This is a genomic window from Agromyces ramosus, from assembly GCF_030817175.1.
In the GTDB taxonomy this organism is placed as follows: Bacteria; Actinomycetota; Actinomycetes; order Actinomycetales; family Microbacteriaceae; genus Agromyces; species Agromyces ramosus_A.
On record NZ_JAUSYY010000001.1, the window covers coordinates 2,603,114 to 2,626,595 of the forward strand.

Sequence of the window (23,482 nt, forward strand, 5' to 3'; positions counted from 1 at the left end):
ACGGAACGAGCGGCGATTCTGTGACATCGGGGCTGGCTGCGGGCGGTTTCCCGCCAGGCTCGGGGTGGCTCGGCGCGCGGCGCAGCCCTACAGCTCGAGGGAGTAGTAGTACGCGTGTTCGCCGGTGTCATGGTCCGTGCCGCTGAACCCGTGTCGCTCGTAGAAGCGCTGCGCGTCGACATCTCCGGCGTCGACGTTGATCTCGATCGCCGAGATGCCCTGCTCTTCGGCGTCGGCGATCAGCCGGTGGATGATCGCGGCGCCGAGGCCATGACTCCGACGATCGGGCACGACATACAGTTCATCGAGGAGGGCGACGGGTCCGTCGTACCAGACGTTGCTTCGGAGCGTCACGAGCGCGAATCCGGCCGCGGGCTCGCCGACCAGGTACGCGATCGTGCTCGGCGCGGCGAGCAGCGATTGCAGGCGCTTCGTAAGAACCGCGGGGCCGGGCGTCGGAGTATCGAACTCGGTGTTGAAGTCGTGCAGCAGCTGCGCCAGCGTTTCGGCATCGTCTGGTCGGGCCCGTCGAGGCTCAAGATCTGTCGAATGCTCAGACATGAGCGCAACGATACCGACCGCGAGTGGGGCTGACGAGGCAGGACAATAGTCCACATGGCCTTGAGTTCGAGGGACGTCGAGTTCGCGATCGCGGCTCGACCGAGTGCCCGCACGCGGTTGATCACGTGGATTTTCGCGGTGACTGCGACCGCGATCGTCGGGGTGTCACTGGCGCTCGGGGCTCTGCTCGAGAACCGGACCTTCCAGGAGACGTACGGTCGCGGCATCCACATGCCTATACCCGACACGCCATGGGGACATCCCGGCGGGCTTTACCTCATGGCTGCGGCCGGTGCCGCCTTCGGAGCTTGTTGGCTCCTCGCTTGGTTGGTCGGCCGCGCGGTGCGACGCGAGACCGCTGCCGGCTATACCACCCTGAGGTCTGGCACCCGTTCTGTTCCAGAGGTGGATCCGAGGTCCGGAAGGGTCGTTCGTTCAGCCGGGGAGCCCGCGATCTCGGCGGCAGAACGCTCCGCACGTCTGCGTAGTATCCGAGGTCTCTGACGGCTGGCCGGCAGCGCATCAGTTACCTGTGGGCGCCCCGAAGTAGACGGTCTGCGAGTTCATGTAGAAGCGCACGCCCCACACGCCCCGGTCGCCATCCGCAGTCGGGATGTCGATGACGACGTTGCCGGTTTCGGATGCCTCGGGGTCGACGCCACCGAGTGTCTCGATGGTTCCCTCCATGTTGATCCAACGCTTCTCGACCACCTGGAGACCGGACGTGACGTACTCGAACTTGAGCTGCACGGCGGGTGTCGCTCGCAGGGAGCCCATGTTGGTCACGGTGACCGGCACGGACGCGTACTGTTCGCCCGGCTCGAGGTCGGAGTACGGGTACCCGGCCGCCACCTCGGCGGTCGCATCGAGGGTCGGAGACCCGAGGGTCACGTCCCATCCATAACCGAGGAAGTCGTCGGGAGCACTGCGAAAATGCACGGTCGAGCCGAACGGAGCTGGATTGTCGGGGCTCAGCCCCAGGCCGGCGTCGGCGGGCTCCGACGAGTCGGGCTCGAACACGACCGGCTCCTCCTCGGTGATGAGGTACGACGCGCCGTCGTCTTCGACGGTGTCGACCCACCCGGTGAAGGCCACCGCATACAGGACCACCAGGAGTACCGACAGTGCGAGCGATACGACCGAGACAGGCACACCGATGATTGCGGTGAGTTTGGGCTTGCCGCGCTGGAGCAGGCCGATGACACCCAGCACGACGCCGACGAGCGCGGCCAGCGCTCCGAGCACGTTCAGGATCGGAATCAACGCGAGGACGAGCGCGACCCCACCGAGCGCAATCGACGCGATTCCCAGTCCATTCGTCCGGGACGTGGGCCGGGAGGCCGGGGCTCCGGTCAGCGGAGGGTACGGAGGCGGCGGCGAGTTCAGCGTCGATCCGACCGGGGTCACCGGGGCGGGCGGAGTGGGCGGCGCCTCTGGCGGCGGGAACGACGTCGGGTTGGACACCCACATACTCTCTCAGATGACGTCACGGCGAAGTGCCCGCAGGGCCGGATGCCCCGGTGCATCCGGAGCCGCGATTCCCTTCAACCCGCTTCATGGTTGCCGGGCCGTCGAACACGCCGGTGTCAGCCGTCGCTGACGCGCATCCCGGCCGAGCCGAGCACTCGCTCGACGGTGATCTCGAGTACGACCCGGTTCGGATTCGGGCGCGGCTGCCGGTAGCGGGCGGCGTAGAGCGCAACGGCGAGGGCGACCGACTCTTCATCGGTGCGAACGCGGGCGGGGCCTTCAAAGCTGATCCAGCGCCGGCCGTCGACGGTGTTGACGGTGGCACGGCCGCTGCGCTCGGCGTTGACGAACTTCTGCGAGCCGCGGCTGCCGATCACGCGGACGATCCCGTCGAGGTAAGTGATGCCGACCGGCACCGAGTGGATGCGCCCACGGCCGTCGAGGGTCGAGAGCGTGGCAAGGTGGTACTCCGAGAGGAACTCTCGTGCGAGGTCGGTCAGCACATCGCTTCTTTCGTGCAGGCGGGCAACCGTGAGCTCAGTCTGCGGGCGACTCGCGGGGCGGGTTATGCATGAACTCGATGCGGATGCCGTTGTCGTCTTCGAGGAAACACGCGTAGTAGCGCTCGTTGAACCGCGGGAAGGTCTTCGGATCGCGCACCGGCGTCCAGCCTGCGTCGACCGCGATCGCGTGCAGGCGATCGACCTCCGCGCGTGAATCGACGGCGAAGGCGAGGTGCTGCCAACCGACCCGGCCGTGCCGGTGCGGGCCGGTGCCAGCCTCTCGGGCGGGGAAGAGGATGAGCTCCTCTTCGCCCTTGTACCAGGACACTCCGTTGTCAGCATCTTGCCGCGTGCAGCCGAGCGCCTGCATGACCGGGTCGAACTGTGCGATCGAGCGAGGCAGGTCATCGACGGTGATACCCAGATGGTCGAAGAGAGACATCCGAACATCCTAGGAGCTACTCGACTGAGCTACTCGACGAGCTTGCCCGCCACCGATACGTCGCGCATGAGCGCGGCGATCTCGGCCGGGATGGGCAGGATCTCCTCGCGGGTCACGCCCGTTGAGGGCGACCAGACCAGGTTCACCTGCAGCGACTCGTCGAGCTCTGGGTAGTCGCTGCGGTTGTGGCATCCGCGGGTCTCGCGCCGTTCGAGCGCCGCCTCGAGGGTCGCGCGAGCCGCCAGCGCGGCCGACTTGAGATCGAAGGCGTGGGCCAGGTCGTGGTAGCCGGCGATGTCGGGGTGCACGCCGATGTCGGCGATGCGCGCCTCGATCGCGTCGAGCTCGGCGAGGCCGGCGAGGAGGCCGTCTTCGTCGCGCACCACGCCGGCGTGCTCGGTCATGGTGTCGCGGATCGCGCGCTGCAGGGCGCGCACGTTCTCGGCACCATCCGAAGCCAGCAACGACGCGATCTCGTCGCGCGCGGTCCGCACGGCGGCGGCCGACCGCGTCTGCGCCGCGAGCGAGGCCGAGTACGACGCCGCGGCCTGCCCCACGATGCGCCCGAAGACGAGCAGCTCGATGAGCGAGTTGCCGCCGAGGCGATTGGCGCCGTGGAGGCCAGAGGATGCCTCGCCGATGGCGTAGAGGCCCGGGACATCCGTGCCGTGGTCGTCGGGTCGCACCCACACGCCGCCCATCGAGTAGTGCGCGGTGGGCGCGATCTCGATCGGCGACTTCGTGATGTCCAGCATCTGCAGTTCGAGCATGGTCTGGTAGACGCGGGGGAGGCGCGTCATGATCGTCTCGCGGGGCAGGTGCGAGACATCCAGCCAGACACCGCCATTGGGGGTGCCGCGCCCCTCCTTGATCTCGGTGTAGCAGGCGAGGGCCACGCGGTCGCGCGTGGAGAGCTCGAGCCGCTCGGGGTCGTACTTGTGCATGAAGCGCTCGCCGAGGCCATTGGTGAGGATGCCGCCCTCACCGCGTGCCGCCTCGCTGATCAGGGTGCCGGCCGCGCTCTCGGGCTCGATGATGCCCGACGGGTGGAACTGCACGAGCTCGGGATCGCGCACCCGCCCGCCGGCCTCGACGGCGAGCCGCCACGAGTCGCCCGTGTTCTCGTCGCGGCGCGACGAGGTGCGCCGCCAGATGCGGTTGTGGCCGCCGGCGGCGAGGATGACCGCGTCGGCGTGGATGAGGTAGCGCGTGCCGTCTTCGAGGTCGAAGCCGTAGGCGCCGAACACCGCGCCGTCGTCGTTCACGAGGATGCGCGTGACGTACACCGTGTCGAGGATCGGCACGTTCAGCTGCGCCGCCCGGTTGATGAGCGTGCGCTGGATCTCGAGCCCGGTGTAGTCGCCCGCGAAGGCCGTGCGGCGATACGTGTGGGCGCCGAAGAAGCGCTGTGAGATGCGGCCGTCGTCTTCGCGGGCGAAGGGCATGCCATAGCGCTCGAGGTCTTCGATGCCGCGGGCCGCGCCCGAGGTGACGATCTCGACCGTGTGCGGGTTGGCGAGCAGGTAGCTCTCCTTCAGCGTGTCGGCGGCGTGCTGCTGCCAGCTGTCGTCGGGATCCATGGTCGACAGCGCGGCGTTGATGCCCCCGGCGGCGAGGGAGGTGTGGGCGTCGGACTTCGGGCGCTTGCCGAGGGCGAGCACGTCGACACCCGCCTCGGCGAGCTCGATGGCGGCGCGCAGTCCTGATCCGCCGGTGCCGATGACGAGAACGGTGGTGGAGATCTGGCGTTCGGAGGTGCTCAAGGTGCTCATGCTTCAACGCTAGGCAGCCGCATCCGATTACTCCAATGCATATATTTCGTCGTAACGATGCGCGTAGGCTATCGATATGAACCTCGAGCAACTGCGGAGCTTCGTCGAGGTGGCCCGGTTCGGCAACTTCACTCGGGCCGCCGAAGAGCTCTACCTCGCGCAACCCTCGCTGAGCCGCCAGATCGCCGCGCTCGAGCACGACCTCGGCGCCGAGCTGTTACACCGAGCCCGCGGCGGCAGCACGCTGACGGTCGCGGGCGAATCACTGCTGCCGCTCGCGCGCCGCATGCTCGCCGATGCAGAGTCGGTGCGACGCGAACTCGCCGAGCTCGCCGGCCTCGAGCGAGGCCGCGTGCGGCTCGGCGCCACCCCAACCCTGTGCATCAGCCTCGTCGCCGAGGTGCTCAGCGCGTTCCACGCGGAGCATCCGGCCATCGAACTGCACCTCTCGGAGCAGGGCTCCCGTCGGCTGCTCGACGAGCTCGCGAGCGGCGAGCTCGATCTCGCCCTGATCACCACGTCGGATGCGACCTCCGCTGACCGATTCACCGTGACCCCGCTGCTCGTCGAAGAGCTCGTGGTGGTCTCGTCGGCCGCCGCACCGCCGGTCACCACCGGCGAGAGCATCGGGCTCGCGGATGTCGCGGGGCTGCCGCAGATCGTCTTCAGCTCGAGCTACGACCTGCGCAGCACGACTGATGCTGCGTTCGATGCCGCCGGGCTCACGCCCGAGGTCGTGCTCGAGGGCGCCGAGATGGATGCGGTCCTGCGGTTCGTGGAGCGCGGGCTCGGCGTCGCGATCGTGCCCGCGATGGTGCTCATCGACCGCCCCGGGCTGCGATCGGTGCGGCTCGAAGGGCCGACGCTCGACCGGACGATCAGCGTCGCCAGCCCTGCGGATGTCGCGCCGACCGCAGCGGTCGAGGTCATGCAGCGCACCATCACGGCGAGCGCCACGGCGTTCGCGGCCAGGGCCGGGGAGACCATGCGGCTCGCTGAAGCGAGCGCATGACGCGCCGACGAGCCGTCGCGACGCTACGCCGCCGAGCAGTGATGCGTCCCCGCCGGCGGCGCCTCGGGCAGCGCTGCGGCATCGGCCGCGTCGTGCATGACCTCGCCCCCCACGATCGTGAGGTCGGCGCGCTCGCCGAGCAGTTGCCCGGGATCGGCCTCGAGTTCGTAGAGATTCGACGACCAGGTCACGAGGTCGGCGCGAGCTCCGACACGCAGCCGGCCGAGCGAGTCTTCGGCGTGCCACGCCCAGGCGCCCTCGACGGTGTAGCCGCGAATGGCCTGGTCGAGCGACATCCGCTCGGCCGACGTCCATGACGACCGGCCTTCGAGGCCGGCTCGGGTGATCGCCGAGTAGAAGCCGACCAGCGGGTCCATCTCGCCGACCTGCCAGTCGCTCGAGAGCGCCACGTGCGCACCCGACTCGGCGAGCGACCGGAACCGCCAGGCGCGGCTCCAGCGCTGCTCGCCGACGTTGTTCATCCAGGTGCCGCCGACGAGGTCGGGCGAGCAGTGCCGCGGCTGCATGGCGGCGGTCACGCCGAGGGCGGCGAAGCGCGGCAGGTCGTCGGGGTGCAGGCATTCGACGTGCACGATGCCGTGGCGACGGTCGCGGGTGCCGTTGGTGCGTGCAGCGTGCTCGATGGCGTCGAGGGCGATGCGGATGCCGCCGTCGCCCGTGGCGTGCGTGTGGGTCTGGAAGCCGAGCCGGTCGAGCTCGGTCACGATGCGGGTGAGCTCGCCGAGCGGCGCGCTCGGGTGGCCGCGATGACCCGGACGATCGGCGTAGTCGTCGAGCATCCATGCCGTGTGCGGCTCGATCACGTCGTCGGCGTAGAGCTTGACCGGCCCGAACCGCAGCCGCTCGTCGCTGGGAGCCGAGTCGACGGCCTCGCGCAGCTCGGCGCGGAACGCGCCATCCGCATCCATGGGGTGGAAGAGCGCGGCGATGACCCGGCTCGAGAGCTCACCCTCATCGCGCGCTCGCAGCAGCAGGCTCATCTCGGCGAGCGGCACCTGCGGCTCGACGACGGTGGTGATGCCGGTCGCGCGAGCCAGACGCAAGCTCGTGAGCAGCTTTCGGTAGCGGCGCTCGGGGGAGTACATCGGAATGTCGCGCTGCAGCGCCGCGAGGCCCGCGGTCGTCATCGCGCTCGTGTAGAAGTCGGTCACCCAGCCGGTCGGCTCACCGGTCGCGGGATCGATCTCGGGGTTGCCCCACGCGATGCTGTCGGCACGACGGATGCCGAGTACACGAAGCGCCACCTCGTTCAGCCACACCGAGTGCTGGTCGTACGTGGTGACGAAGACGGGCCGATCGGTCACGCCGGCGAGGTCCTCGGCGCGCGGCCGTCGGCCGTCGACGATCGAGTACACGGCGTTCTCAGCGCAGACCCAGTCGAGGTCGGGGCGGGCGTCCGCGAGCGCGCGGATGCGGCGGCGCACCTCGTCGAGCGACTCGGCGCCCTCGAGTGAGACGGCGTCGGCATCGAATCCCAGCAGGAGGTGGTTGTGGCTGTCGATGATGCCCGGCGTGACCAGCCGCCCCTCGAGCTCGACGGTCTGGCGTGCGGTCGGGGCATCCGCTGCACTGCCGACGTAGCTGATGCGGCCGGCGGTGGTGCCGATGGCCTCGGCCGTGGGCTGAGCGTCGTCGAAGGTGCGGACGAGGCCGCCGGTGAGAAGCAGGTCGATCACGCGTGGCGCTCCCCGCCGAGCCCGGCCTCGGCTTCTTCTTCGGCATCGAGGAGCACGAGGTGCGTACCCGAGCGCGGACGCAGGTAGGCGACGTAGTAGAGGAACCCGGCCGCGACGATGCCGACCGAGATGGCGAGGCTCAGCCACTGCGCCGGGTCGAGCAGCGCGCTGAGGATGATGCCCAGGATGACCAGCATCGCGACGATCGGCGGCAGCGGGAACAGCGGCATGCGGTAGGCGCCGGCGACGGCCTTGCGGCGGTGGTTGACGAGGGCCGCCAGGGCGATGAACAGGTAGCTGAAGGCGACCGTCGAGCCGGTGGCGGTGAGCAGCACGTCCATGGGGATGAAGCAGGCGGCGAGGGCGATGATCCCCATCGTCGCGGTCGCCACGATCGGCACGCGCGAGCCCGAGGTCACGCGGCTCAGCGGGCGCGACAGGGCGGCGGGGAGCGCGTTGTCGCGGGCCGCCGTGTAGAGCAGACGGCCGGCCTGCAGCGCGATGGCGATGATGGCGTTGATGATCGCGAGCGCGATCGCGAGCAGCACGACGAGGCTCACCACGTCGCCCGACTGCTCGGCGAGGAACGACTCGACCGGCAGCTCCGCGCCGAAGAGGCCCGGCAGGCTCGAAGCGCCGAGGAGGATCGCGGTGAGTGGCACGACCTCGGCGACGACGGTGATGACGCAGCTGAGGATCACGGCCTTGGCGATGGAGCGGCTCGCGTTCTTCGTCTCCTCCGAGAAGTAGACGGCTCCGCCGTAGCCGTTGTAGGCGAAGATGCCCTGCGTGACGGCGAGGAGCAGGCCGCCGAGGGCGAGGGGTGCCATCTCGTTCGTCGACGGGTCGAGGAACTCGGGGCTCAGCAGCGTGAGCGGCGAGCGCTCGATGCTGATGAAACCGAGCACCGCGAGCAGCGCGAGCGCGGCGAACTCGATGAAGAGGAACACGCCCGTGAGCCAGGCGTTGGCGCGGATGTTGAAGCATGCCGTCACCGTCGCCAGTGCGACGACGATGAGGCCGGTGCCGAGCGGCGAGAGCCCGGCGATCGCGACGCCGAGGTAGTCGGCGACGCCGAGCCCGAAGACGGCGAGGATGAGCGGCAGCGAGACGAGGCTGATGAAGAACGTGGCCACGCCGAAGGCCGGGCCGAGTGCCCGGGTCACGAGGGAGTAGTCGCCGCCCGACACGGGGTAGGCGCTCGCGAGCTCGGCGTAGCAGAACGCGATGAGGATGCTCACGACCCCGGCGATCACGAACGCCCAGAACACGCCGGTTCCATAGGTGGTGAGGGCGGCGCCGCCGAGGATGAAGACGCTTGAGGCGGGCGAGATCGACGAGAGGGTGATGAGCACGTTGCCGCCGACCCCGAGGCGGCGGGCGAGGCGTGGCTGCTCGGCGCGTTGCAGTTCGGCGGGGGTGGGCGGAGCCTGCTCGGTGGCTGCTGCGTTGGAGTCCATCGGTCTTCCGTTCTCGATTTCGTCTCGGGTTCGAGATTCTTTGACATCGGCGTCAATGAATGAAGCGATGCTGACATTCTTTTGCGCTAGTGTCAAGGAATGGCGCGACCGAAGAAGCAGGAGGCCAGACGGGCCGACCTCGTCGAGGCCGCGCTCGCCGCCGTCTCGGAGCACGGGTTGCGTTCGCTGTCGCTCGCGGATGTCGCCGCGCAGGCCGGTCTCACGCGCGGCGCCATCCTCTACTACTACGACGACCTCGACGCACTGCTGCGAGAAGCGCATCGCGCCGGCCTCGAGCGCTTCTGCGACCGGCGCGACGCCGTGGTCGCGACGCTTGCGGAGCCGCAGAACCAGTTGGCCGCCGCCATTCGCGAGGGCTTGCCGAGCGGGCCGGATGACGCGCTCATGCGCCTGCTCTACGAGTTCGACGTGCTCGCGGGAACGTCGAGACTGCACGACGAACTTGTCGAGCGGATGTACCAGCGCCAGCTCGCGACCTACGCCGGCGTGATCTCACGCGGGATCGAGGCGGGCGTCTTCGCGCCGCCCATGCCGGTCGAGCAGCTCGCCATGAACCTCGTGGCGCTCGAAGATGCCTACGGGTTGCATATCGTCGCCGGCAACAGCCTGGTGACGGTCGCGCTCGCCGAGGCCGCGATGCGGGCGGTCGCCGACAACCTGGGGTGCCCGACGACGGTGTGAGCGGGCGCCACCTTGGGGACGCCTCACGGCTGCGCCGCCATTCTCGGCGGTCTCTCGGTATGCGGTTCGCGGTGAGGCGCGTACTCTGGAGAGACGGGTCGTCACGGCGGGTCTCGAGCGAGACCACGCCGGTCGAGCCGGCGGGCAACCCATGAACCAGCGCCCGAACGGAGCAGCTCAACGATGTCCTGGGACGACGATTCCGACGCCGACGACTACGACGGCCGTCGGCCGGAGCGAGCCACAGGACGTGCGGCGGCCTGGCGCGTCACACGGCGTGTACTGGGCTACGCAGGGGTCGTCGCCGGGGTCGGCGCGCTGGTCGTCGGCACGATCTTCGCGGCGAACGTCGTGGGACTCGCGGCCAAGCCCGGGGGATTCGAGGCGCCCGGGGCGAAGGGTCCCAGCGTCGAGCTGCCCCCCGTGACATTGACGCCCGAGCAGGATGAAGCGGCGGACGAACAGCTCCCGACGAACGAGGAATCAGCGCCGGTGTCGAGCTCCGCGGGGTCGCTGATGCCTGGCATCGATCCGGAGTGGGCAACGGTGACGGCTGCGGCGACCGGAATTCCGGAGCGCGCGCTGACCGCCTACGCCTTCGCGCACGTCTCGATCGCCGACGAGCAGCCGGAGTGCGGCCTCGCCTGGATCACGATCGCCGCCATCGGCGAGATCGAGTCGGGTCACGGCAGCCACGGCGACACGATTCTCGACGAGAACGGCCATGCCCAGCCGGCGATCATCGGTCGCGCGCTCGACGGCGATGGCGTGGCGAAGATCGAGGACACCGACGACGGGGTGCTCGACGGCGACGACAAGTGGGACCGTGCGGTCGGCCCGATGCAGTTCATCCCCTCCACGTGGGAGAAGTGGGCGAGCGATGCGAACGGCGACGACGTCGCGGACCCGAACCAGATCGACGATGCCGCGCTCGCCACGGCGCGGTACTTGTGCGCGTCGGGGCCGATGACGAGTGTCGAAGGGTGGCGCGCGGCGGTGTTCTCGTACAACCACGACAACGACTACGTCGACAAGGTCGCCCAGGTCGCGAACGAGTTCGCAGCGGCAGTCGAATAGGTCGAAGACCGGCCGTCAGCCTCGGTCGGAGCTCGAGCCGGATGCCGCGGTCGCGGCCTCGGCCGCCGCGGCAGCGGCCCGCTCCACCCACTTCGGCGTCTCGCCGTAGCGCTGGAACGACACCAGCCGACCCGCGGCACTGTCGTCGATCAGCTGCGTGAGCCGTCGCTCGCGCGTGGCCTCCTGCTTGGCCGAGAGCACCCAGTGGGTCACCTGGCGGCGGTAGGTGGCGGTGGCGGCGTGCCAGAAGGCGGATGCCGCGGCATTTGCCGCCAATCGTGCCGCAGCCTCGGGCGGCAGCTCGGTGTCGGGGTTCTCGTGCGAGTACACGCCCGACCGGTCTTCGCGTCGCCGCTCGAACGCGGCGATGCCGGCGGGGTGCATGCGCCCCTCGGCGGTGAGCTTCTCGACGAGGGCGATGTTCACGCTCGACCAGATGCTCGAGGGCTTGCGCGGGCTCCAGCGCTGGCGACGCGCATCGTCGTCGATGCGCTGGGACACCGAGTCGATCCATCCGAAGCACAAGGCCTCGGGCACCGCCTGTTCCCAGGTAAGCCCCCGATCGGGTACGTGCTTCTTGTACAGGCCCATCCACAGCTCGGTCTCGGTGTCGTGATTGGCCTCGAGCCAGGCGCGGAACTCCTCTGGCCCGGAGAAGAAGGTGGCGGGCCGTTCGGGAGTGCCGCCCGGCGTGCCGATGCTCGTCGTCATGGCACGAGTCTGCCAGCAGGCACCGTCAGAGTGGCGCGAGGCGGCCGGGTCCGCCGAGCGCTACATTGACCCCGTCGGGGCGATGAGTCGGGGCGATGAAAGGGACACCATGTCGGATGCCGAGCTCGCGAACCTGCGGGAACGAGCCGCACTCGGCGACGCGGAAGCGGCTGCGCAACTCGTGGAGCTCGCCGCTGAGCGAGCCGATGCCCACGAGTTGCGGGTGCTCGCTGAGAGCGGCGGCACTGACGAGATGGACGAGCTCGTGCAGCTCGCAGCCGAGCACGGCGATCTCGATGAGCTCCGACGACTTGCGGCGACCGGCAACCGGGATGCCGCGGCGGTACTCGACGCGCTGTACGGTGCGGACCCGACCGACGACGGCACCTGAGTGGCTTCACGGGCGGGCGCGTTCGCAGGAGATGCGCAGCCGCGCGGCATCCGACCGGGTCTACCGTCGAGTATGGGCGATCGTCGAGAGGTCGCCGGCACGAGCGCGGCCGGTGCCGGCGCTGCACCGTGGCGGCCCATGCGACGTCGTCGCCAGGAGCCGCCGGCATGGACGGCAGCGCTCACCGAGGGTGAGGACGCCGGCTTCTTCGGTCCGGGCAGCGCCGCCTGGACCGTCAACGGGTCGATGCCCGCGCTCGTCGCCGGCATTCGGGCGCTGCTGCTGCAGACGCTGCATCCGGGTGCGATGGCGGGGGTGCACGACTGGTCGAGCTACCGCGACGACCCCCTGCGGCGGCTCGACGGCACCGTGCGGTGGATCGCCACGACGACGTTCGGCGACCGGCGCAGCGCCACCGAGGCATCCGCGTTCGTCTCGCGGTTGCACGAGCGGGTGACCGGCACGTACGTCGACGCGAACGGGGTCGAACGCGAGTACGCGGCGAACGACGCGGAGCTGCTGCGCTGGGTGCACAACGCGTTCACCGAGGCGTTCCTCGGCGCGCACGAGGTCTGGGGCGGCCCGATCCCGGGCGGGCCCGATGCCTACGTGCGCGAATGGGCGCAGGCGGGGCGGCTCATGGGCGTGCAGGATCCGCCCACGACGGTCGACGCGCTGCACGCCGAGATGGCCGCGTTCCTCGTCGAGGCGAAGCCCGATGAGCGCGTGACGGAGGCCATGGGCTTCCTGCGCAGACCCGGGCTGCCGGGCCTCACCGGGATGCTGTACCCGATCCTGTTCGGCGGCGCCGTGGCATCCCTCGATCAGCACTCTCGCGAGCTGCTGGGGCTGCGGCGCCCCTGGTGGCCGGCGATCACGCCGACGCGGGTGCTGCTCGCTGCGGCTGGGCGCGTGTTCGGCCGGGTCTCGCCGAGCGAGCGCAATGCGCGTGCCCGCATCGCGGGGTTGCAGGGGTCGGCGAACGCCTCCGTCAAGCCATCGCGTCCGCCGGAGTCCGTCGATACGCTGAGCGAAACAACGGGAGGAGCTCGCATGAGCATTAACGATGACGACATCACCCTCGAGCCGGGTGACGACGGTGAAGGCGTCGCCGACGGCGGCGCCAACCCGAAGGGACACGACGGCGGCGCCGACGGCTCCGCCGCCGAGGGTGAGGGAGTCGCCGATGGCGGCGCCAACCCCGGTGGCCACGACGGCGGCGCCGACGGTTCGGCGTAATGAACAGCCCCGAGCGCGGGCCGATCGGTCGGCCCGCGCTCGCACGCTGCATCCGGGTGCCGGCCGAGGAGTTCGGCGACCGGTACTGGGGTCGCGAGCCGCTCCTCTCCACGGCAGACGAGCTCGGGTCTGGTTTCGACGACCTGTTCTCGGCGACTGCCGTCGACGAGCTCGTCTCCCGGCGCGGGGTGCGCACTCCGTTCATCCGCATGGCGCAGGAGGGCGCGGTGCTGGCGGCATCCGCCTACACCGCCTCGGGTGGGTTCGGCGCTGAGATCGCCGACCAGGTCTCGAGCGACAAGGTGCTCGCCGAATTCGCGGACGGTGCGACCATCGTGCTGCAGGGATTGCACCGGCTGTGGCCGCCGATCATCGACTTCACCCGGGCGCTCGTCGACGACCTCGGTCACCCGGCGCAGGTGAATGCCTACGTGACCCCGCCGTCGTCGCAGGGATTCGACCCCCACTACGACACCCACGACGTGTTCGTGCTGCAGATCTCGGGCGAGAAGCACTGGCGCATCCATCCGCCGGTGCTGGTCGACCCGCTCCGCACGCAGCCGTGGGACCAGCATCGCGCCGCCGTCGCCCGCAGGGCCACGCACGAGCCGGCCATCGACGCCGTGCTGCGGCCGGGCGATGCCCTGTACCTGCCACGAGGTTGGATCCACTCCGCGACCGCCCTCGGCGAGACATCCGTGCACCTCACCGTCGGCATGTCGGCCTACACGCGTGCCGACCTCGTCGACGCGCTCATCGGCGAGGTCGGCGACAACGCCGCCCTGCGCACATCGTTGCCGCTCGGCGTCGACCTGCGCGACCCCGAGGCGCTGAAGCCGATCGTCGAGCAGACCGTGCAGGCGCTCATCGAGACACTGCAGCAGACGGATGCCTCGCGGCCGGCCGCCAGCCTCAGCGCCCGCTTCGACGCCGAGACGCGTGCAGAGCCGCTCGCTCCGCTCGCGACGCTCGAGGCGCTCGCAACACTCGACGCCTCCACCCCGGTGCGCTGGCGCGGGTCGCTGCCGGTGCGCATCGAGACGGTCGAAGACCGCGTGCGCATCGTGGCCCGTGCCAAGACGCTCTCCCTGCCCGCCGAGGCGGAGGCGGCGGTGCGGCGGCTTGCAGCCGGCGACCCGGTGACGGTGGGGGAGCTGCCGGGAATCGACTCCGAGAGCGCGGTCGTCGTCGTGCGCAGGCTCGTGCGCGAGGGATTCGTGGTGGCGGCCGCGTGACGCTGGTCGCCGAGCACTGGGCACCGTGCAGCGATCGCGCCCGCGAGCGCGACGACCCGCTGGTCGGCACCGGTTCGCGCGGGCTGCGCTGGTTCCTCATCGAGGTCGCGGCGAGCTGGGGCCACAACGCGTTGCTCAGCGAGCCGTTCGACCGTGAGCTCGGGAGAGCCCTGATTCGGCGCATCGAGGGCGCCGGCATGCGCCCGCTCGTCATCCGTCGCACAGGTCGCCGCGTTGCTTCGGCGACGCAGCGGTGGGCGATCGTCGACTCGCGGCCGGGGCTCGAGAGCGTAGTCTGGGGCGAGGTGACGGATGCCTCGGAGCTCCTCGACGTGCCGCTCGACGGGTCGACCGGCGTGCCGTCGTCGCGGCCGGTCTACTGCGTGTGCACGCATGCCCGCCACGACCGATGCTGTGCCGTGCGCGGCCGTCGCGTCGTCACCGCGCTCGCCGAGGCGCATCCCCACGAGACGTGGGAGTGCTCGCACCTCGGCGGCGACCGCTTCGCCGGAACCATGGTCGTGTTCCCGCACGGCCTCTACTACGGCTACGCCGACGACGGCGACCCGGTGCGCATCGCCGACGCCTTCGACGACGGCCGCGTCGTGCCCGAGCGATACCGCGGACGCAGCTCCCTGACGCATCCGGTGCAGGCGGCCCAGCACTACGCCCGCGAGCGGTTCGGCGACGACCGCATCGAGGCGTTCGCGCCCGTCGCCGAGGACGTCACCGAGACCGGTTGGCGCGTTCGCCTCGAGGGCGCCGGCGCGGGCGGCGAGGTCATCGCCGTGGAGCTCGAAGAAACCGAATCCGAGCCGCTGCTGTCGACCTGCGCCGCGACCCGGTTCGTGCGGGTGCGGCAGTACGCCCTCCGCTCGATCAGCGTCGAACGACCGAACGACTGACCGACTGAGTGACTGGACGACGCTCGTTCAGGAACTCGCGCCAGGTGCGGATGCCGCGCTGCGCGCCCTCACCCGCGAGGTTCTCTCCCTCGCGGTAGGCACGCCCCACGGCTCCGGGCAGGCGGATGGGCAGGCGGCCGCCCCGCGCCCGGGCGCCCGTCGCCTCCCGGAACGCCGCGACGAGTCGAGGGACGTCGAGCACCTCCGGTCCAGCGAGATCCGCCACCCGTCCCGACGGGGAGCCGAGGGCGAGCTCCGCCAGCCGAGCCGCGACCTCGTCGCCGTGGACCGGTTCGAAGCGCAGCCCACCGGGTACCGGCAGCAGCGGCATCCGTGCCATGCCTCGAGCGACCGGCAGCACGAAGTCGTGCAACTGCGCGGCTCGCAGCACCGTCCACGGCACCCCCGATGCGGCGATGACCCGCTCGGCCTCCGCCTTCGCGCGGAAGTAGCCGATCGGCATGCGGTCGGCGCCGATCACCGAGATGAGCACGAGGTGCCGCACGCCCGCCGCACGCGCGGCGGCCGTGAGGTTCCGTGCGGCGACATCGTCGCCCTTCGCCCCGCCGGCGAGGTGCAGCACGACCTCGACATCCTCGAGTGCGGCGGCGAGTCCGTCTCCGGCGACGGTGTCGCCCACGACATGCTGGATGCCGGGCTCAGGAGTGCGCGGGTGCCGGGACAGGATCCGGATGTCGCGGCCGGCCTGCCGCAGCAGCGGTACCACGCGGCTGCCGATGTTGCCGGTCCCGCCCGTCACGAGCAGAGGTGCGTTCATGGTCGATCCCCTTCATGTCACATCCGAGGGCGTTCCCTCGTCGACATGGTGACGATCGAGCACGAGGAGATGTGACATGACGGATCGAAGAATTCTCGCGAGGCGGTTCGAGACCGAGCGCCCGCGGCTGAAGGCGATCGCCACGAAGCTGCTCGGTTCGGCCGCCGACGCCGACGATGCCGTGCAGGAGACCTGGCTTCGCCTGGAGCGGGTGGATGCCGCGGAGCTCGACAACCTCGAGGCATGGCTCACCACCGTCGTCTCGCGGGTCAGCCTCGACCTGCTGCGCGCACCACGCCGCAAGCGGGAGCACTCGTGGCAGGTCGAACCCTGGCGTGACGAACCCGCCGCCGCCGACGCGGACCCGGCCGAGCTCGTCGCGCAGAGCGATCAGGTGAGCGTGGCACTGCTCGTGCTGCTGGAGACGCTGAGCCCCGCGGAGCGGATCGCCCTCGTGTTGCACGACGTGTTCGGCCAGTCCTTCGACGAGATCGCAGAGGCGCTCGATCGGTCGCCGCAAGCGGCACGGCAGCTCGCCTCGCGGGCGCGCCGCCGTGTCCGCGCCGCCGACGAGCCCGCACGGCCCGACCGCGAACGCGGCCGGCGGATCGTGAACGCCTGGCTCGCCGCCGCGCAGGGCGGCGACCTCGGCGCGTTGCTGGGGCTCCTCGACGACGGTGCGGTGCTCCACGCCGACTACGGCACGTCGACGCAGCGCGTGGAGGGCGCCCGCTCGATCGCCGAGCAGGCGGTGCTCTCGGGCCGGCTCGCGGCGCACTCCACGCCGATCCTGATCGACGGGCGACCGGGTGTGGCCGCGGTCATGCACGGGCACGTCGTGTCGATCATGGCGTTCGACCTCGACGCCGACCGCATCGTCGGCCTCGACGTGCTGGCCGATCCGAAGCGGCTCGAGGAGCTCGGCCTCGACGAGATCGTGCGGGGAACGGCGCCCGACGGTCCGACGCGAGGCGCATGAGCACCGCTCGTCATGACGACCAATACGACCAGAGGCAGCGGAGCACGCGCCATGGCCGCAAGAATGGCTGACATGATCGATGCGATTCGCCCCCTCGTCGAGATGCCGCCACCGGTGTACGTGATGTCCGCCTCCGGGCGGCGCCTCGCCACCTACCGGTGGGGCGACGATGATGCGCCGACGGTGCTGTGCGTGCACGGGTTCGCATCGAGTTGCCGCGACAACTGGGTGAGCACCGGATGGGTGCGCGACCTCACGAGGGCCGGTTTCCGGGTGCTCGGTGTCGACCAGCGCGGGCACGGCGAGAGCGACAAGCCGCACGAGGCATCCGCGTTCAGCATGGATGAGCTCGTCGGCGACCTCGTCACCGTGCTCGACACGTACCTGCTCGATTCGGTGCTCTACGCCGGGTACTCGCTCGGTGCACGCGTCGGCTGGCAGCTCGCGGTGCAGGTGCCCGAGCGCGTCGAGCGGGCGGTGCTCGGCGGCATCCCCGACGGGCGCCCCCTCGCACGACTGCAGATCGACCAGGCGAGTGCGTATGCCGAGCGCGGCATACCCGTCGAAGACCAGGTGACCCGCAACTACGTCACGCTCGCCGAGCGCGTGCCGGGCAACGACCTGCGCTCGCTCGTCGCGCTCGCCGAGGGCATGCGGCTCGGCGACGCCGACCCCGATCCGGAGCATCCGCCGCTGCAGCCCATCTTGTTCGCCACCGGCAGCGAAGACGCCATCCTCGAGCGGTCGAGGGGGCTCGCGGATGCCACGCCGAACGGCACCTTCGTCGAACTGCCCGGGCGCCACCACTTCAACGCACCCGGTTCACGCGTGTTCCGCCAAGCGGCGGTGGACTTCTTCACGACGCAGCGCTGACCTCGTGAGGCCGCGGCTCCGCGACCTGGGGCTCGAGCTCGGCGGGCGCGACGGGCCGGACGATGCGGTCCTCGAAGAAGAATCGGGAGAGGCGGACTCGCAGTCGTCGTGCCGGGGTGATCCGGCCCCGCTCATCGGGGCGCAGGAGCTCCGGCCGCGGGTCGACGACGCCGGTGAGCCGCGCTCGCTCGTCGTCGTCGACCGGCTGGTGCACCTCGATGTACTCGCCGCCCGGGAGGCGCACGATGCGGCCGGTCTCGAAGCCGTGCAGCACGATCTCACGATCCTTCCGCTGCAGCCCGAGGCACACGCGACGAGTGAGCTCGAATGCGATGACCGGCCCGATGAGCACCGCGACCTGCAGGGTGGCGACCACGGTCTCGATGGTCAGCGAGAACGCCACGGCGACCAGGTCGGCGCTGCCCGCCAGCCACAGCACGCCGAAGAACGTGAGCCCGGCGACGCCGATGCCGGTGCGCGAGGGGGTGTCACGAGGGCGGTCGAGCAGGTGATGGTCGCGGTGGTCGTCGGTGATCCACTCCTCGAGGAACGGGTAGACCGCGACGACGGCCAGCCCGACGGTGATCACCGCGAGCGGGACCAGCAGGGCGAGGGTCCAGGTTCGGTCGAGCCAGACGAACTCCCATCCCGGCGGGACCAGCCGCAGAGCTCCGTCGAGGAAGCCCGTGTACCAGTCGGGCTGGCTGCCCGCCCCGGCATCCCCGGGCGATGCCGGCCCGTAGAGCCAGATGGGGCTGATGGTCACGGTCGCCGAGATCAGCACGAGGATGCCGCTCACGATGAGCCCGAGTCCGAGGCCGCGCCGCGCCGCGTTCGGCACGAGCGGGATGCCCACCACCCGGGACTCGCTGCGGCCCGAACCCCGGAACTGCGGCGACCGATGCCGGAGCCAGAGGACGCCTCGCACGACGAGGAGCGCCACCAGCGCGACCGAGGCGACGAGGTGCAGCGGGTAGAGGTTCGCGAGCACGTTGCCGGGGAACTCCCCGCCGAACAGCAACCGCGATACGGGAGTGCCGATGAACGGGATGGCGAGGACGATGCCCTCCACGATGCGAAGGCCCGTGCCCGACAGCATGTCGTCGGGCAGCGCGTAGCCGCTCCATCCGGCGGCGAGTGCCGAGACGAAGACGAGGAACAGCAGCACCCAGGCGGCGCGACGAGGACGCCGGAACCCGCCCGTGAAGAAGATGCTGAGCATCTGCAGGATCACGGCGGCGGGCAGCAACAGGGCCGCCCAGTGGTGCGCCTGCCGCACGAGGAGTCCGCCGGGCACGTCGAACGTCACCTGCATCGTCGACGCGAATGCCTTCGACACCTCGGCGCCGTGCAGCGGGGCGTAGGAACCCTCATACGTGACGACCTCGTTCGATGGTGTGTAGAAGAACATGAGCACGAGGCCGGTGCCGAACAGCATGACGACGCACGCCGCCGTGACGACGCCGAACAGGTTCGTCAAGTGATTCGGCACGACCCGGCGGCGCAGCTCCGTCGACACCCGCGACGCCTGTCGCCCGAACCGGGTCGTCCGCAGGCGCGCTGCGATGCGATCGCTCACGTTCTGCCGCTGCTTCCGCTCGACTGACATGAAACCTCCTTGGGCTCTCACTCATTAAGACGCCGGAGCCCTCGCATTTGTGACATCCCCGGATCGGATGCCTCGGCCGGCGCGGCAGGTCGCGCCGAGTTGGTGCGGTGATCACGGCTGCGGACTAGCGTTGAGACGTGTCCGCTCCCGCGACCGACGCACGGACCGCTCACGCCGAGGGCGTGCAGCGCCTACTCGAGAGCTATCGTGCGGTGCCCGAGTCTGCCTCGATCCGGCTGGCCAAGCCCACCTCGAACCTGTTCCGGTCGCGCACGAGGGCCGACGGCGCGGGCCTCGACACGTCGGGGCTGACCGACGTCATCGCGGTCGATCCTGAGGCGCGCACGGCCGACGTCGCGGGCATGTGCACGTACGAAGACCTCGTCGATGCGACGCTGCGCTATGGGCTGACGCCGCTCGTCGTGCCGCAGCTGAAGACGATCACCCTCGGCGGCGCCGTGACCGGCCTCGGCATCGAGTCGACGTCGTTCCGCAACGGGCTCCCGCACGAGTCGGTGCTCGAGCTCGACATCCTCACCGGTGCGGGGGACGTGCTGACCACATCGCCGGGCGAGCACGCCGATCTCCTTCGCGCCTTCCCGAACTCGTACGGCACGCTGGGGTACTCGGTGCGCCTGCGCATCGAGCTCGAGCCCGTGAAGCCGTTCGTCGCGCTCACCCACCTGCGGTTCCACTCGCTCACCGACCTGATGGCGACGATGGACCGCATTGTCGAGAGCGGCACCCTGCACGACGTTCCCGTCGACTACCTCGACGGAGTCGTGTTCAGCGCCGACGAGAGCTACCTGTGCGTGGGCGTGCAGACCGCGGCATCCGGCCCCGTCAGTGACTACACCGGCCAGCGCATCTATTACCGCTCCATTCGGCACGACCAGGGCGCCGAGCACGACCGACTCAGCATCCACGACTACCTGTGGCGTTGGGACACCGACTGGTTCTGGTGCTCCGAGGCGTTCGGGGCGCAGCATCCGCTGGTTCGTCGGCTCTGGCCGCGCCGGCTGCGGCGCAGCAGCTCCTACGCGAAGCTGATGCGCTGGGAACGTCGATTCGACGTCGGCGACCGCCTCGAGAAGCTCAAGGGGCGCCCGCCGCGAGAACGCGTGATCCAAGACGTCGAGGTGCCGATCGAGCGGTGTGCGGAGTTCCTCGAGTGGTTCCTCGGCAACGTGCCGATCGAGCCGATCTGGCTGTGTCCGCTGCGGCTGCGCGACGACGAGGGCTGGCCGCTCTATCCGCTCCGGCCGAACCGCACGTACGTCAACGTCGGCTTCTGGTCGACGGTGCCGGTCGGGGCGACCGAGGGCGAGACCAACCGTCGCATCGAGCGAAAGGTCGGCGAACTCGACGGGCACAAGTCGCTGTACTCCGACGCCTACTACTCCCGCGAGGAGTTCGACGAGCTCTACGGCGGCGACACCTACCGGGCCGTGAAGTCGAAGTACGACCCCGATTCACGGCTGCTCGATCTCTATGCGAAGGCGGTGCAACGACGATGACCTCGTTCAAGGAACACGCGACGAAGGCGGCCGACGGGCCAGAAGAGCCGAAAGGTCAGGTGACGGATGCCGCGGCCGCATCGGATTCGGGAAAGCTGACCCTCGCCGAGATCCTCGAGATCTTCACCGCGGGTCAGCTCCCGCTGCGGTTCACCGCCTACGACGGGAGCACTTCCGGACCGCCCGATGCGCAATTCGGGCTCGACCTGAAGACGCCGCGGGGCACGACCTACCTCGCCACCGGCCGCGGCGACCTCGGCTTGGCCCGCGCGTACATCTCGGGTGACCTCGAGGCCGAGGGCGTGCACCCGGGCGATCCCTATGAACTGCTCAAGGCGTTGTCGGGCGACCTGATCTTCAAGCTGCCGTCGCCGCGGGTGATGGCCCAGGTCTTCCGTTCCATCGGCGTCGAGCACTTGAAGCCGATCGCACCGCCGCCGCTCGAGGTGCCGCCCCGGTGGCGCCGCGTCGCCTCGGGCCTCCGGCACAGCAAGAGCCGCGACGCCGAGGCGATCCACCACCACTACGACGTCTCGAACACGTTCTACGAGTGGGTCCTCGGCTCGTCGATGACCTACACGTGCGCGTGCTACCCGCGCCACGACGCCACGCTCGACGAAGCGCAGGAGAACAAGTACCGGCTCGTGTTCGAGAAGCTGCGGCTGAAGCCGGGCGACCGACTGCTCGACGTCGGCTGCGGGTGGGGCGGCATGGTGCGCTACGCCGCCCGTCGCGGAGTCAGGGCGCTCGGCGTCACGCTCTCGCACGAGCAGACGTCGTGGGCCCAGCAGGCCATCGCCGACGAGGGCTTGGGCGAGCTGGCCGAGGTGCGCTACGGCGACTATCGCGACCTCACCGAGGGCGGCTTCGACGCGGTGTCGTCGATCGGACTGCTCGAGCACATCGGGGTGCGCAACTACCCGTCGTACTTCGAGTTCCTGCAGTCGCGACTGCGTCCCGGCGGGCTGCTGCTCAACCACTGCATCACCCGGCCCGACAACCAGGCCAAGCCCTCGACTCGCGGGTTCATCGACCGCTATGTCTTCCCCGACGGGGAGCTCACCGGCTCGGGTCGAATCATCAGCGAAGCCCAGGACGTGGGCTTCGAGGTGCTGCACGAGGAGAACCTCCGCCACCACTACGCGCTGACCCTGCGCGACTGGTGCGCCAATCTCGTCGAGCATTGGGATGAGGCGGTCGCCGAGGTGGGGCTTCCGACCGCGAAGGTGTGGGGCCTGTACATGGCCGGCTCGCGGCTCGCCTTCGAGAGCGGCGGGATTCAGCTGCACCAGGTGCTGGCGGTCAAGCCCGACGGACGTGGCGGCGACGGCGACCTGCCGCTGCGACCCTGGTGGACCCCCTAGCCGCGAGTTGCCGGCCGCCGTTCGCTAGCGCCGCCCGCGCAGCGCCTCACGGGTGACCGACAGGATCTCCTCGGAGATCGGGTCGCCCGCGGTGCCGCGCGCGAGCGTCAGCGCGCCGACCATGGTCGCGAGCTGGAGGATCGCACGGTCGCGCCGCTCGCGCTCGTCGAGTTCTTCAGGCTGGTAGTCGGCGAGCTCCTCGACGGTGGCGCGCAGGCCGGCGGTGTAGGCGGCGTGCAGGGGACTGTCGCCCGGGGCGCGCGCCGAGTCCGCGGCGATCGCCGTGTTGCCGCATCCGGTGCCGGGCGTATCGCGATGGTCGACCGACAGGTACCGGTCGAGCATCTGCGTCGTCGCGTCGTCACGCTCGGGGTGCTCCTCGAGGATGCGCTGCATGCCGGCGATGCGCTGGTCGAACGCGGCCGCCGCGGCAAGCCCCATCAGCTCGTCTTTCGAGGCGAAGTGCTTGTAGAAGCCGCCGTGCGTGAGCCCGGCCGCCGACATGGCGTCATTCACGCTCACGGCGCCCGCGCCGCGCTCGCGGAGGAGCCGCGACGTGGCGGCGACGATCTCATCGCGGTGCTCTGCGGCATCTGCACGTGATGCTCTGCCCATGGCGTGGCTCCTCACTCGAAAATATATGAGATTCATCCTCTAACTGGGAATGATCCATCTCGAGTTTAGCTTATAACCGTCATCTAACCGCCACAACGAAGGCACAACGAAGGAGAACCCCATGGACCTCAAGCTCGAGGTACTCGTCATCCCCGTCAGCGACGTCGACCGCGCGAAGGCGTTCTACGAGCAGCTCGGATTCCGTCTCGACGCGGACTTCCCGGTCGGCGACGACTTCCGGGTCGTGCAGGTCACGCCGCCCGGGTCGGAGGCGTCCATCATCCTCGGCAAGGGGGTTTCGACGGCCGCACCCGGGTCAGTCCAGGGCCTGCACCTCGTCGTCACCGACATCGAGGCCGCCCGCGCCGAGCTTCTCGCCCGCGGCGCCGACGTGAGCGACGTCTGGCACGACGCCGACGGCGTCTTCCACCACCCCGGCACCACGAACCGCGTGAGCGGCCCGCACCCCGAGCGCGCCAGCTACGGCTCGTTCGCCTCGTTCGAGGACCCTGACGGCAACGGCTGGATCCTCCAGGAAGTCGTCACCCGCGCACCCGGCCGCTGAGCCGG

General features: G+C 70.0%; 23 protein-coding genes. 12 read left to right on the plus strand and 11 right to left on the minus strand.

The genetic code is table 11. The features are described 5' to 3' along the window. Positions 1-87 precede the first annotated feature (87 nt). From QFZ26_RS12220 to QFZ26_RS12240, 5 genes are all read right to left on the minus strand, one after another. Positions 88-561, minus strand: coding sequence for a GNAT family N-acetyltransferase (locus QFZ26_RS12220; RefSeq protein ID WP_307042461.1), 474 nt, complete (start codon positions 559-561; stop codon positions 88-90). A gap of 522 nt (positions 562-1,083) precedes the next feature. Then, positions 1,084-2,025 (minus strand): hypothetical protein, encoded by a 942-nt coding sequence (locus QFZ26_RS12225; RefSeq protein ID WP_307042463.1) that lies wholly within the window; start codon positions 2,023-2,025, stop codon positions 1,084-1,086. 122 nt (positions 2,026-2,147) lie between these two features. Next, positions 2,148-2,534: a pyridoxamine 5'-phosphate oxidase family protein gene (locus tag QFZ26_RS12230; RefSeq protein WP_307042464.1), complete on the minus strand. Its 387-nt coding sequence runs from the start codon at positions 2,532-2,534 to the stop codon at positions 2,148-2,150. A 34-nt stretch (positions 2,535-2,568) separates the two neighbouring features. Next, entirely contained in the window at positions 2,569-2,976 is a 408-nt protein-coding gene (locus QFZ26_RS12235; protein WP_307042466.1) for a VOC family protein, read from the minus strand. 29 nt (positions 2,977-3,005) lie between these two features. After that, on the minus strand, positions 3,006-4,748 hold the full coding sequence (locus QFZ26_RS12240; RefSeq protein ID WP_373460718.1) for an L-aspartate oxidase: 1,743 nt from the start codon (positions 4,746-4,748) through the stop codon (positions 3,006-3,008). A 76-nt stretch (positions 4,749-4,824) separates the two neighbouring features. Here QFZ26_RS12240 and QFZ26_RS12245 point away from each other — a divergent pair, with 76 nt between their 5' ends. Continuing rightward, positions 4,825-5,760 carry a LysR family transcriptional regulator gene (locus QFZ26_RS12245; RefSeq protein ID WP_307042469.1) on the plus strand — a complete coding sequence of 312 codons (936 nt, stop codon included), beginning with the start codon at positions 4,825-4,827 and terminating at the stop codon, positions 5,758-5,760. Between the two features lie 23 nt (positions 5,761-5,783). Here QFZ26_RS12245 and QFZ26_RS12250 read toward each other — a convergent pair whose 3' ends face one another. After that, a complete protein-coding gene (locus QFZ26_RS12250; RefSeq protein WP_307042471.1) occupies positions 5,784-7,457 on the minus strand; it encodes an amidohydrolase in 1,674 nt (557 codons plus the stop codon). Next, positions 7,454-8,917, minus strand: coding sequence for an APC family permease (locus QFZ26_RS12255; protein WP_307042473.1), 1,464 nt, complete (start codon positions 8,915-8,917; stop codon positions 7,454-7,456). Before QFZ26_RS12255 ends, QFZ26_RS12250 begins: the two co-directional genes overlap by 4 nt. 99 nt (positions 8,918-9,016) lie before the next feature. Between QFZ26_RS12255 and QFZ26_RS12260 the strand changes: the two genes are divergently transcribed. Then, complete coding sequence (locus QFZ26_RS12260) at positions 9,017-9,619, plus strand: TetR/AcrR family transcriptional regulator (protein WP_307042474.1); 603 nt, start codon at positions 9,017-9,019, stop codon at positions 9,617-9,619. Positions 9,620-9,802: 183 nt separating this feature from the next. Continuing rightward, a complete protein-coding gene (locus QFZ26_RS12265; RefSeq protein ID WP_307042476.1) occupies positions 9,803-10,696 on the plus strand; it encodes a lytic transglycosylase domain-containing protein in 894 nt (297 codons plus the stop codon). 15 nt (positions 10,697-10,711) lie between these two features. Here the strand turns inward: QFZ26_RS12265 and QFZ26_RS12270 are convergent, their stop codons facing one another. Continuing rightward, on the minus strand, positions 10,712-11,407 hold the full coding sequence (locus QFZ26_RS12270; protein WP_307042477.1) for a YdeI/OmpD-associated family protein: 696 nt from the start codon (positions 11,405-11,407) through the stop codon (positions 10,712-10,714). A gap of 109 nt (positions 11,408-11,516) precedes the next feature. On the opposite strand from QFZ26_RS12270, the gene QFZ26_RS12275 reads away from it, so the two are divergent. From QFZ26_RS12275 to QFZ26_RS12290, 4 genes are all read left to right on the plus strand, one after another. After that, positions 11,517-11,798 (plus strand): hypothetical protein, encoded by a 282-nt coding sequence (locus QFZ26_RS12275; protein ID WP_307042479.1) that lies wholly within the window; start codon positions 11,517-11,519, stop codon positions 11,796-11,798. A gap of 72 nt (positions 11,799-11,870) precedes the next feature. Next, complete coding sequence (locus tag QFZ26_RS12280; RefSeq protein ID WP_307042481.1) at positions 11,871-13,037, plus strand: oxygenase MpaB family protein; 1,167 nt, start codon at positions 11,871-11,873, stop codon at positions 13,035-13,037. Continuing rightward, positions 13,037-14,272 (plus strand): cupin domain-containing protein, encoded by a 1,236-nt coding sequence (locus tag QFZ26_RS12285; RefSeq protein WP_307042483.1) that lies wholly within the window; start codon positions 13,037-13,039, stop codon positions 14,270-14,272. Before QFZ26_RS12280 ends, QFZ26_RS12285 begins: the two co-directional genes overlap by 1 nt. Further along, on the plus strand, positions 14,269-15,177 hold the full coding sequence (locus QFZ26_RS12290; RefSeq protein ID WP_307042486.1) for a sucrase ferredoxin: 909 nt from the start codon (positions 14,269-14,271) through the stop codon (positions 15,175-15,177). The genes QFZ26_RS12285 and QFZ26_RS12290 overlap by 4 nt, the downstream gene beginning before the upstream one ends. Here QFZ26_RS12290 and QFZ26_RS12295 read toward each other — a convergent pair. Further along, a complete protein-coding gene (locus QFZ26_RS12295) occupies positions 15,152-15,955 on the minus strand; it encodes an SDR family oxidoreductase (RefSeq protein WP_307042488.1) in 804 nt (267 codons plus the stop codon). The genes QFZ26_RS12290 and QFZ26_RS12295 overlap by 26 nt on opposite strands. Before the next feature lie 76 nt (positions 15,956-16,031). Between QFZ26_RS12295 and QFZ26_RS12300 the strand changes: the two genes are divergently transcribed. Next, complete coding sequence (locus QFZ26_RS12300; protein WP_307042491.1) at positions 16,032-16,934, plus strand: sigma-70 family RNA polymerase sigma factor; 903 nt, start codon at positions 16,032-16,034, stop codon at positions 16,932-16,934. Positions 16,935-17,006: 72 nt separating this feature from the next. Continuing rightward, a complete protein-coding gene (locus tag QFZ26_RS12305; protein ID WP_307042493.1) occupies positions 17,007-17,807 on the plus strand; it encodes an alpha/beta fold hydrolase in 801 nt (266 codons plus the stop codon). Here QFZ26_RS12305 and qcrB read toward each other — a convergent pair. Next, positions 17,791-19,416, minus strand: a complete 1,626-nt coding sequence (gene qcrB, locus QFZ26_RS12310; protein ID WP_307042495.1) for a cytochrome bc1 complex cytochrome b subunit — start codon at positions 19,414-19,416, stop codon at positions 17,791-17,793. The two genes, QFZ26_RS12305 and qcrB, sit on opposite strands and share 17 nt — an antisense overlap. 137 nt (positions 19,417-19,553) lie before the next feature. Between qcrB and QFZ26_RS12315 the strand changes: the two genes are divergently transcribed. Together QFZ26_RS12315 and QFZ26_RS12320 are read left to right on the plus strand one after the other, a co-directional pair. Then, entirely contained in the window at positions 19,554-20,933 is a 1,380-nt protein-coding gene (locus QFZ26_RS12315) for an FAD-binding oxidoreductase (RefSeq protein WP_307042497.1), read from the plus strand. Beyond that, a complete protein-coding gene (locus QFZ26_RS12320; protein ID WP_307042499.1) occupies positions 20,930-22,297 on the plus strand; it encodes a class I SAM-dependent methyltransferase in 1,368 nt (455 codons plus the stop codon). Before QFZ26_RS12315 ends, QFZ26_RS12320 begins: the two co-directional genes overlap by 4 nt. 24 nt (positions 22,298-22,321) lie before the next feature. Here the strand turns inward: QFZ26_RS12320 and QFZ26_RS12325 are convergent, their stop codons facing one another. After that, a complete protein-coding gene (locus QFZ26_RS12325; protein ID WP_307042501.1) occupies positions 22,322-22,912 on the minus strand; it encodes a TetR family transcriptional regulator in 591 nt (196 codons plus the stop codon). Positions 22,913-23,033: 121 nt separating this feature from the next. Here QFZ26_RS12325 and QFZ26_RS12330 point away from each other — a divergent pair, with 121 nt between their 5' ends. Beyond that, positions 23,034-23,477: a VOC family protein gene (locus QFZ26_RS12330; protein ID WP_307042503.1), complete on the plus strand. Its 444-nt coding sequence runs from the start codon at positions 23,034-23,036 to the stop codon at positions 23,475-23,477. Positions 23,478-23,482: the final 5 nt, after the last annotated feature.

What these genes read in the sequence shown, in the direction of transcription:
- QFZ26_RS12275 (WP_307042479.1), top strand. Translation starts at nt 11,517, where the DNA reads ATGTCGGATGCCGAGCTCGCGAACCTGCGGGAACGAGCCGCACTCGGC.
- QFZ26_RS12325 (WP_307042501.1), bottom strand. Translation starts at nt 22,912, where the DNA reads ATGGGCAGAGCATCACGTGCAGATGCCGCAGAGCACCGCGATGAGATC.
- QFZ26_RS12285 (WP_307042483.1), top strand. Translation starts at nt 13,037, where the DNA reads ATGAACAGCCCCGAGCGCGGGCCGATCGGTCGGCCCGCGCTCGCACGC.
- QFZ26_RS12260 (WP_307042474.1), top strand. Translation starts at nt 9,017, where the DNA reads ATGGCGCGACCGAAGAAGCAGGAGGCCAGACGGGCCGACCTCGTCGAG.
- QFZ26_RS12300 (WP_307042491.1), top strand. Translation starts at nt 16,032, where the DNA reads ATGACGGATCGAAGAATTCTCGCGAGGCGGTTCGAGACCGAGCGCCCG.
- QFZ26_RS12265 (WP_307042476.1), top strand. Translation starts at nt 9,803, where the DNA reads ATGTCCTGGGACGACGATTCCGACGCCGACGACTACGACGGCCGTCGG.
- qcrB (WP_307042495.1), bottom strand. Translation starts at nt 19,416, where the DNA reads ATGTCAGTCGAGCGGAAGCAGCGGCAGAACGTGAGCGATCGCATCGCA.
- QFZ26_RS12320 (WP_307042499.1), top strand. Translation starts at nt 20,930, where the DNA reads ATGACCTCGTTCAAGGAACACGCGACGAAGGCGGCCGACGGGCCAGAA.
- QFZ26_RS12245 (WP_307042469.1), top strand. Translation starts at nt 4,825, where the DNA reads ATGAACCTCGAGCAACTGCGGAGCTTCGTCGAGGTGGCCCGGTTCGGC.
- QFZ26_RS12280 (WP_307042481.1), top strand. Translation starts at nt 11,871, where the DNA reads ATGGGCGATCGTCGAGAGGTCGCCGGCACGAGCGCGGCCGGTGCCGGC.
- QFZ26_RS12235 (WP_307042466.1), bottom strand. Translation starts at nt 2,976, where the DNA reads ATGTCTCTCTTCGACCATCTGGGTATCACCGTCGATGACCTGCCTCGC.
- QFZ26_RS12270 (WP_307042477.1), bottom strand. Translation starts at nt 11,407, where the DNA reads ATGACGACGAGCATCGGCACGCCGGGCGGCACTCCCGAACGGCCCGCC.
- QFZ26_RS12240 (WP_373460718.1), bottom strand. Translation starts at nt 4,748, where the DNA reads ATGAGCACCTTGAGCACCTCCGAACGCCAGATCTCCACCACCGTTCTC.
- QFZ26_RS12255 (WP_307042473.1), bottom strand. Translation starts at nt 8,917, where the DNA reads ATGGACTCCAACGCAGCAGCCACCGAGCAGGCTCCGCCCACCCCCGCC.
- QFZ26_RS12330 (WP_307042503.1), top strand. Translation starts at nt 23,034, where the DNA reads ATGGACCTCAAGCTCGAGGTACTCGTCATCCCCGTCAGCGACGTCGAC.
- QFZ26_RS12305 (WP_307042493.1), top strand. Translation starts at nt 17,007, where the DNA reads ATGATCGATGCGATTCGCCCCCTCGTCGAGATGCCGCCACCGGTGTAC.
- QFZ26_RS12295 (WP_307042488.1), bottom strand. Translation starts at nt 15,955, where the DNA reads ATGAACGCACCTCTGCTCGTGACGGGCGGGACCGGCAACATCGGCAGC.
- QFZ26_RS12220 (WP_307042461.1), bottom strand. Translation starts at nt 561, where the DNA reads ATGTCTGAGCATTCGACAGATCTTGAGCCTCGACGGGCCCGACCAGAC.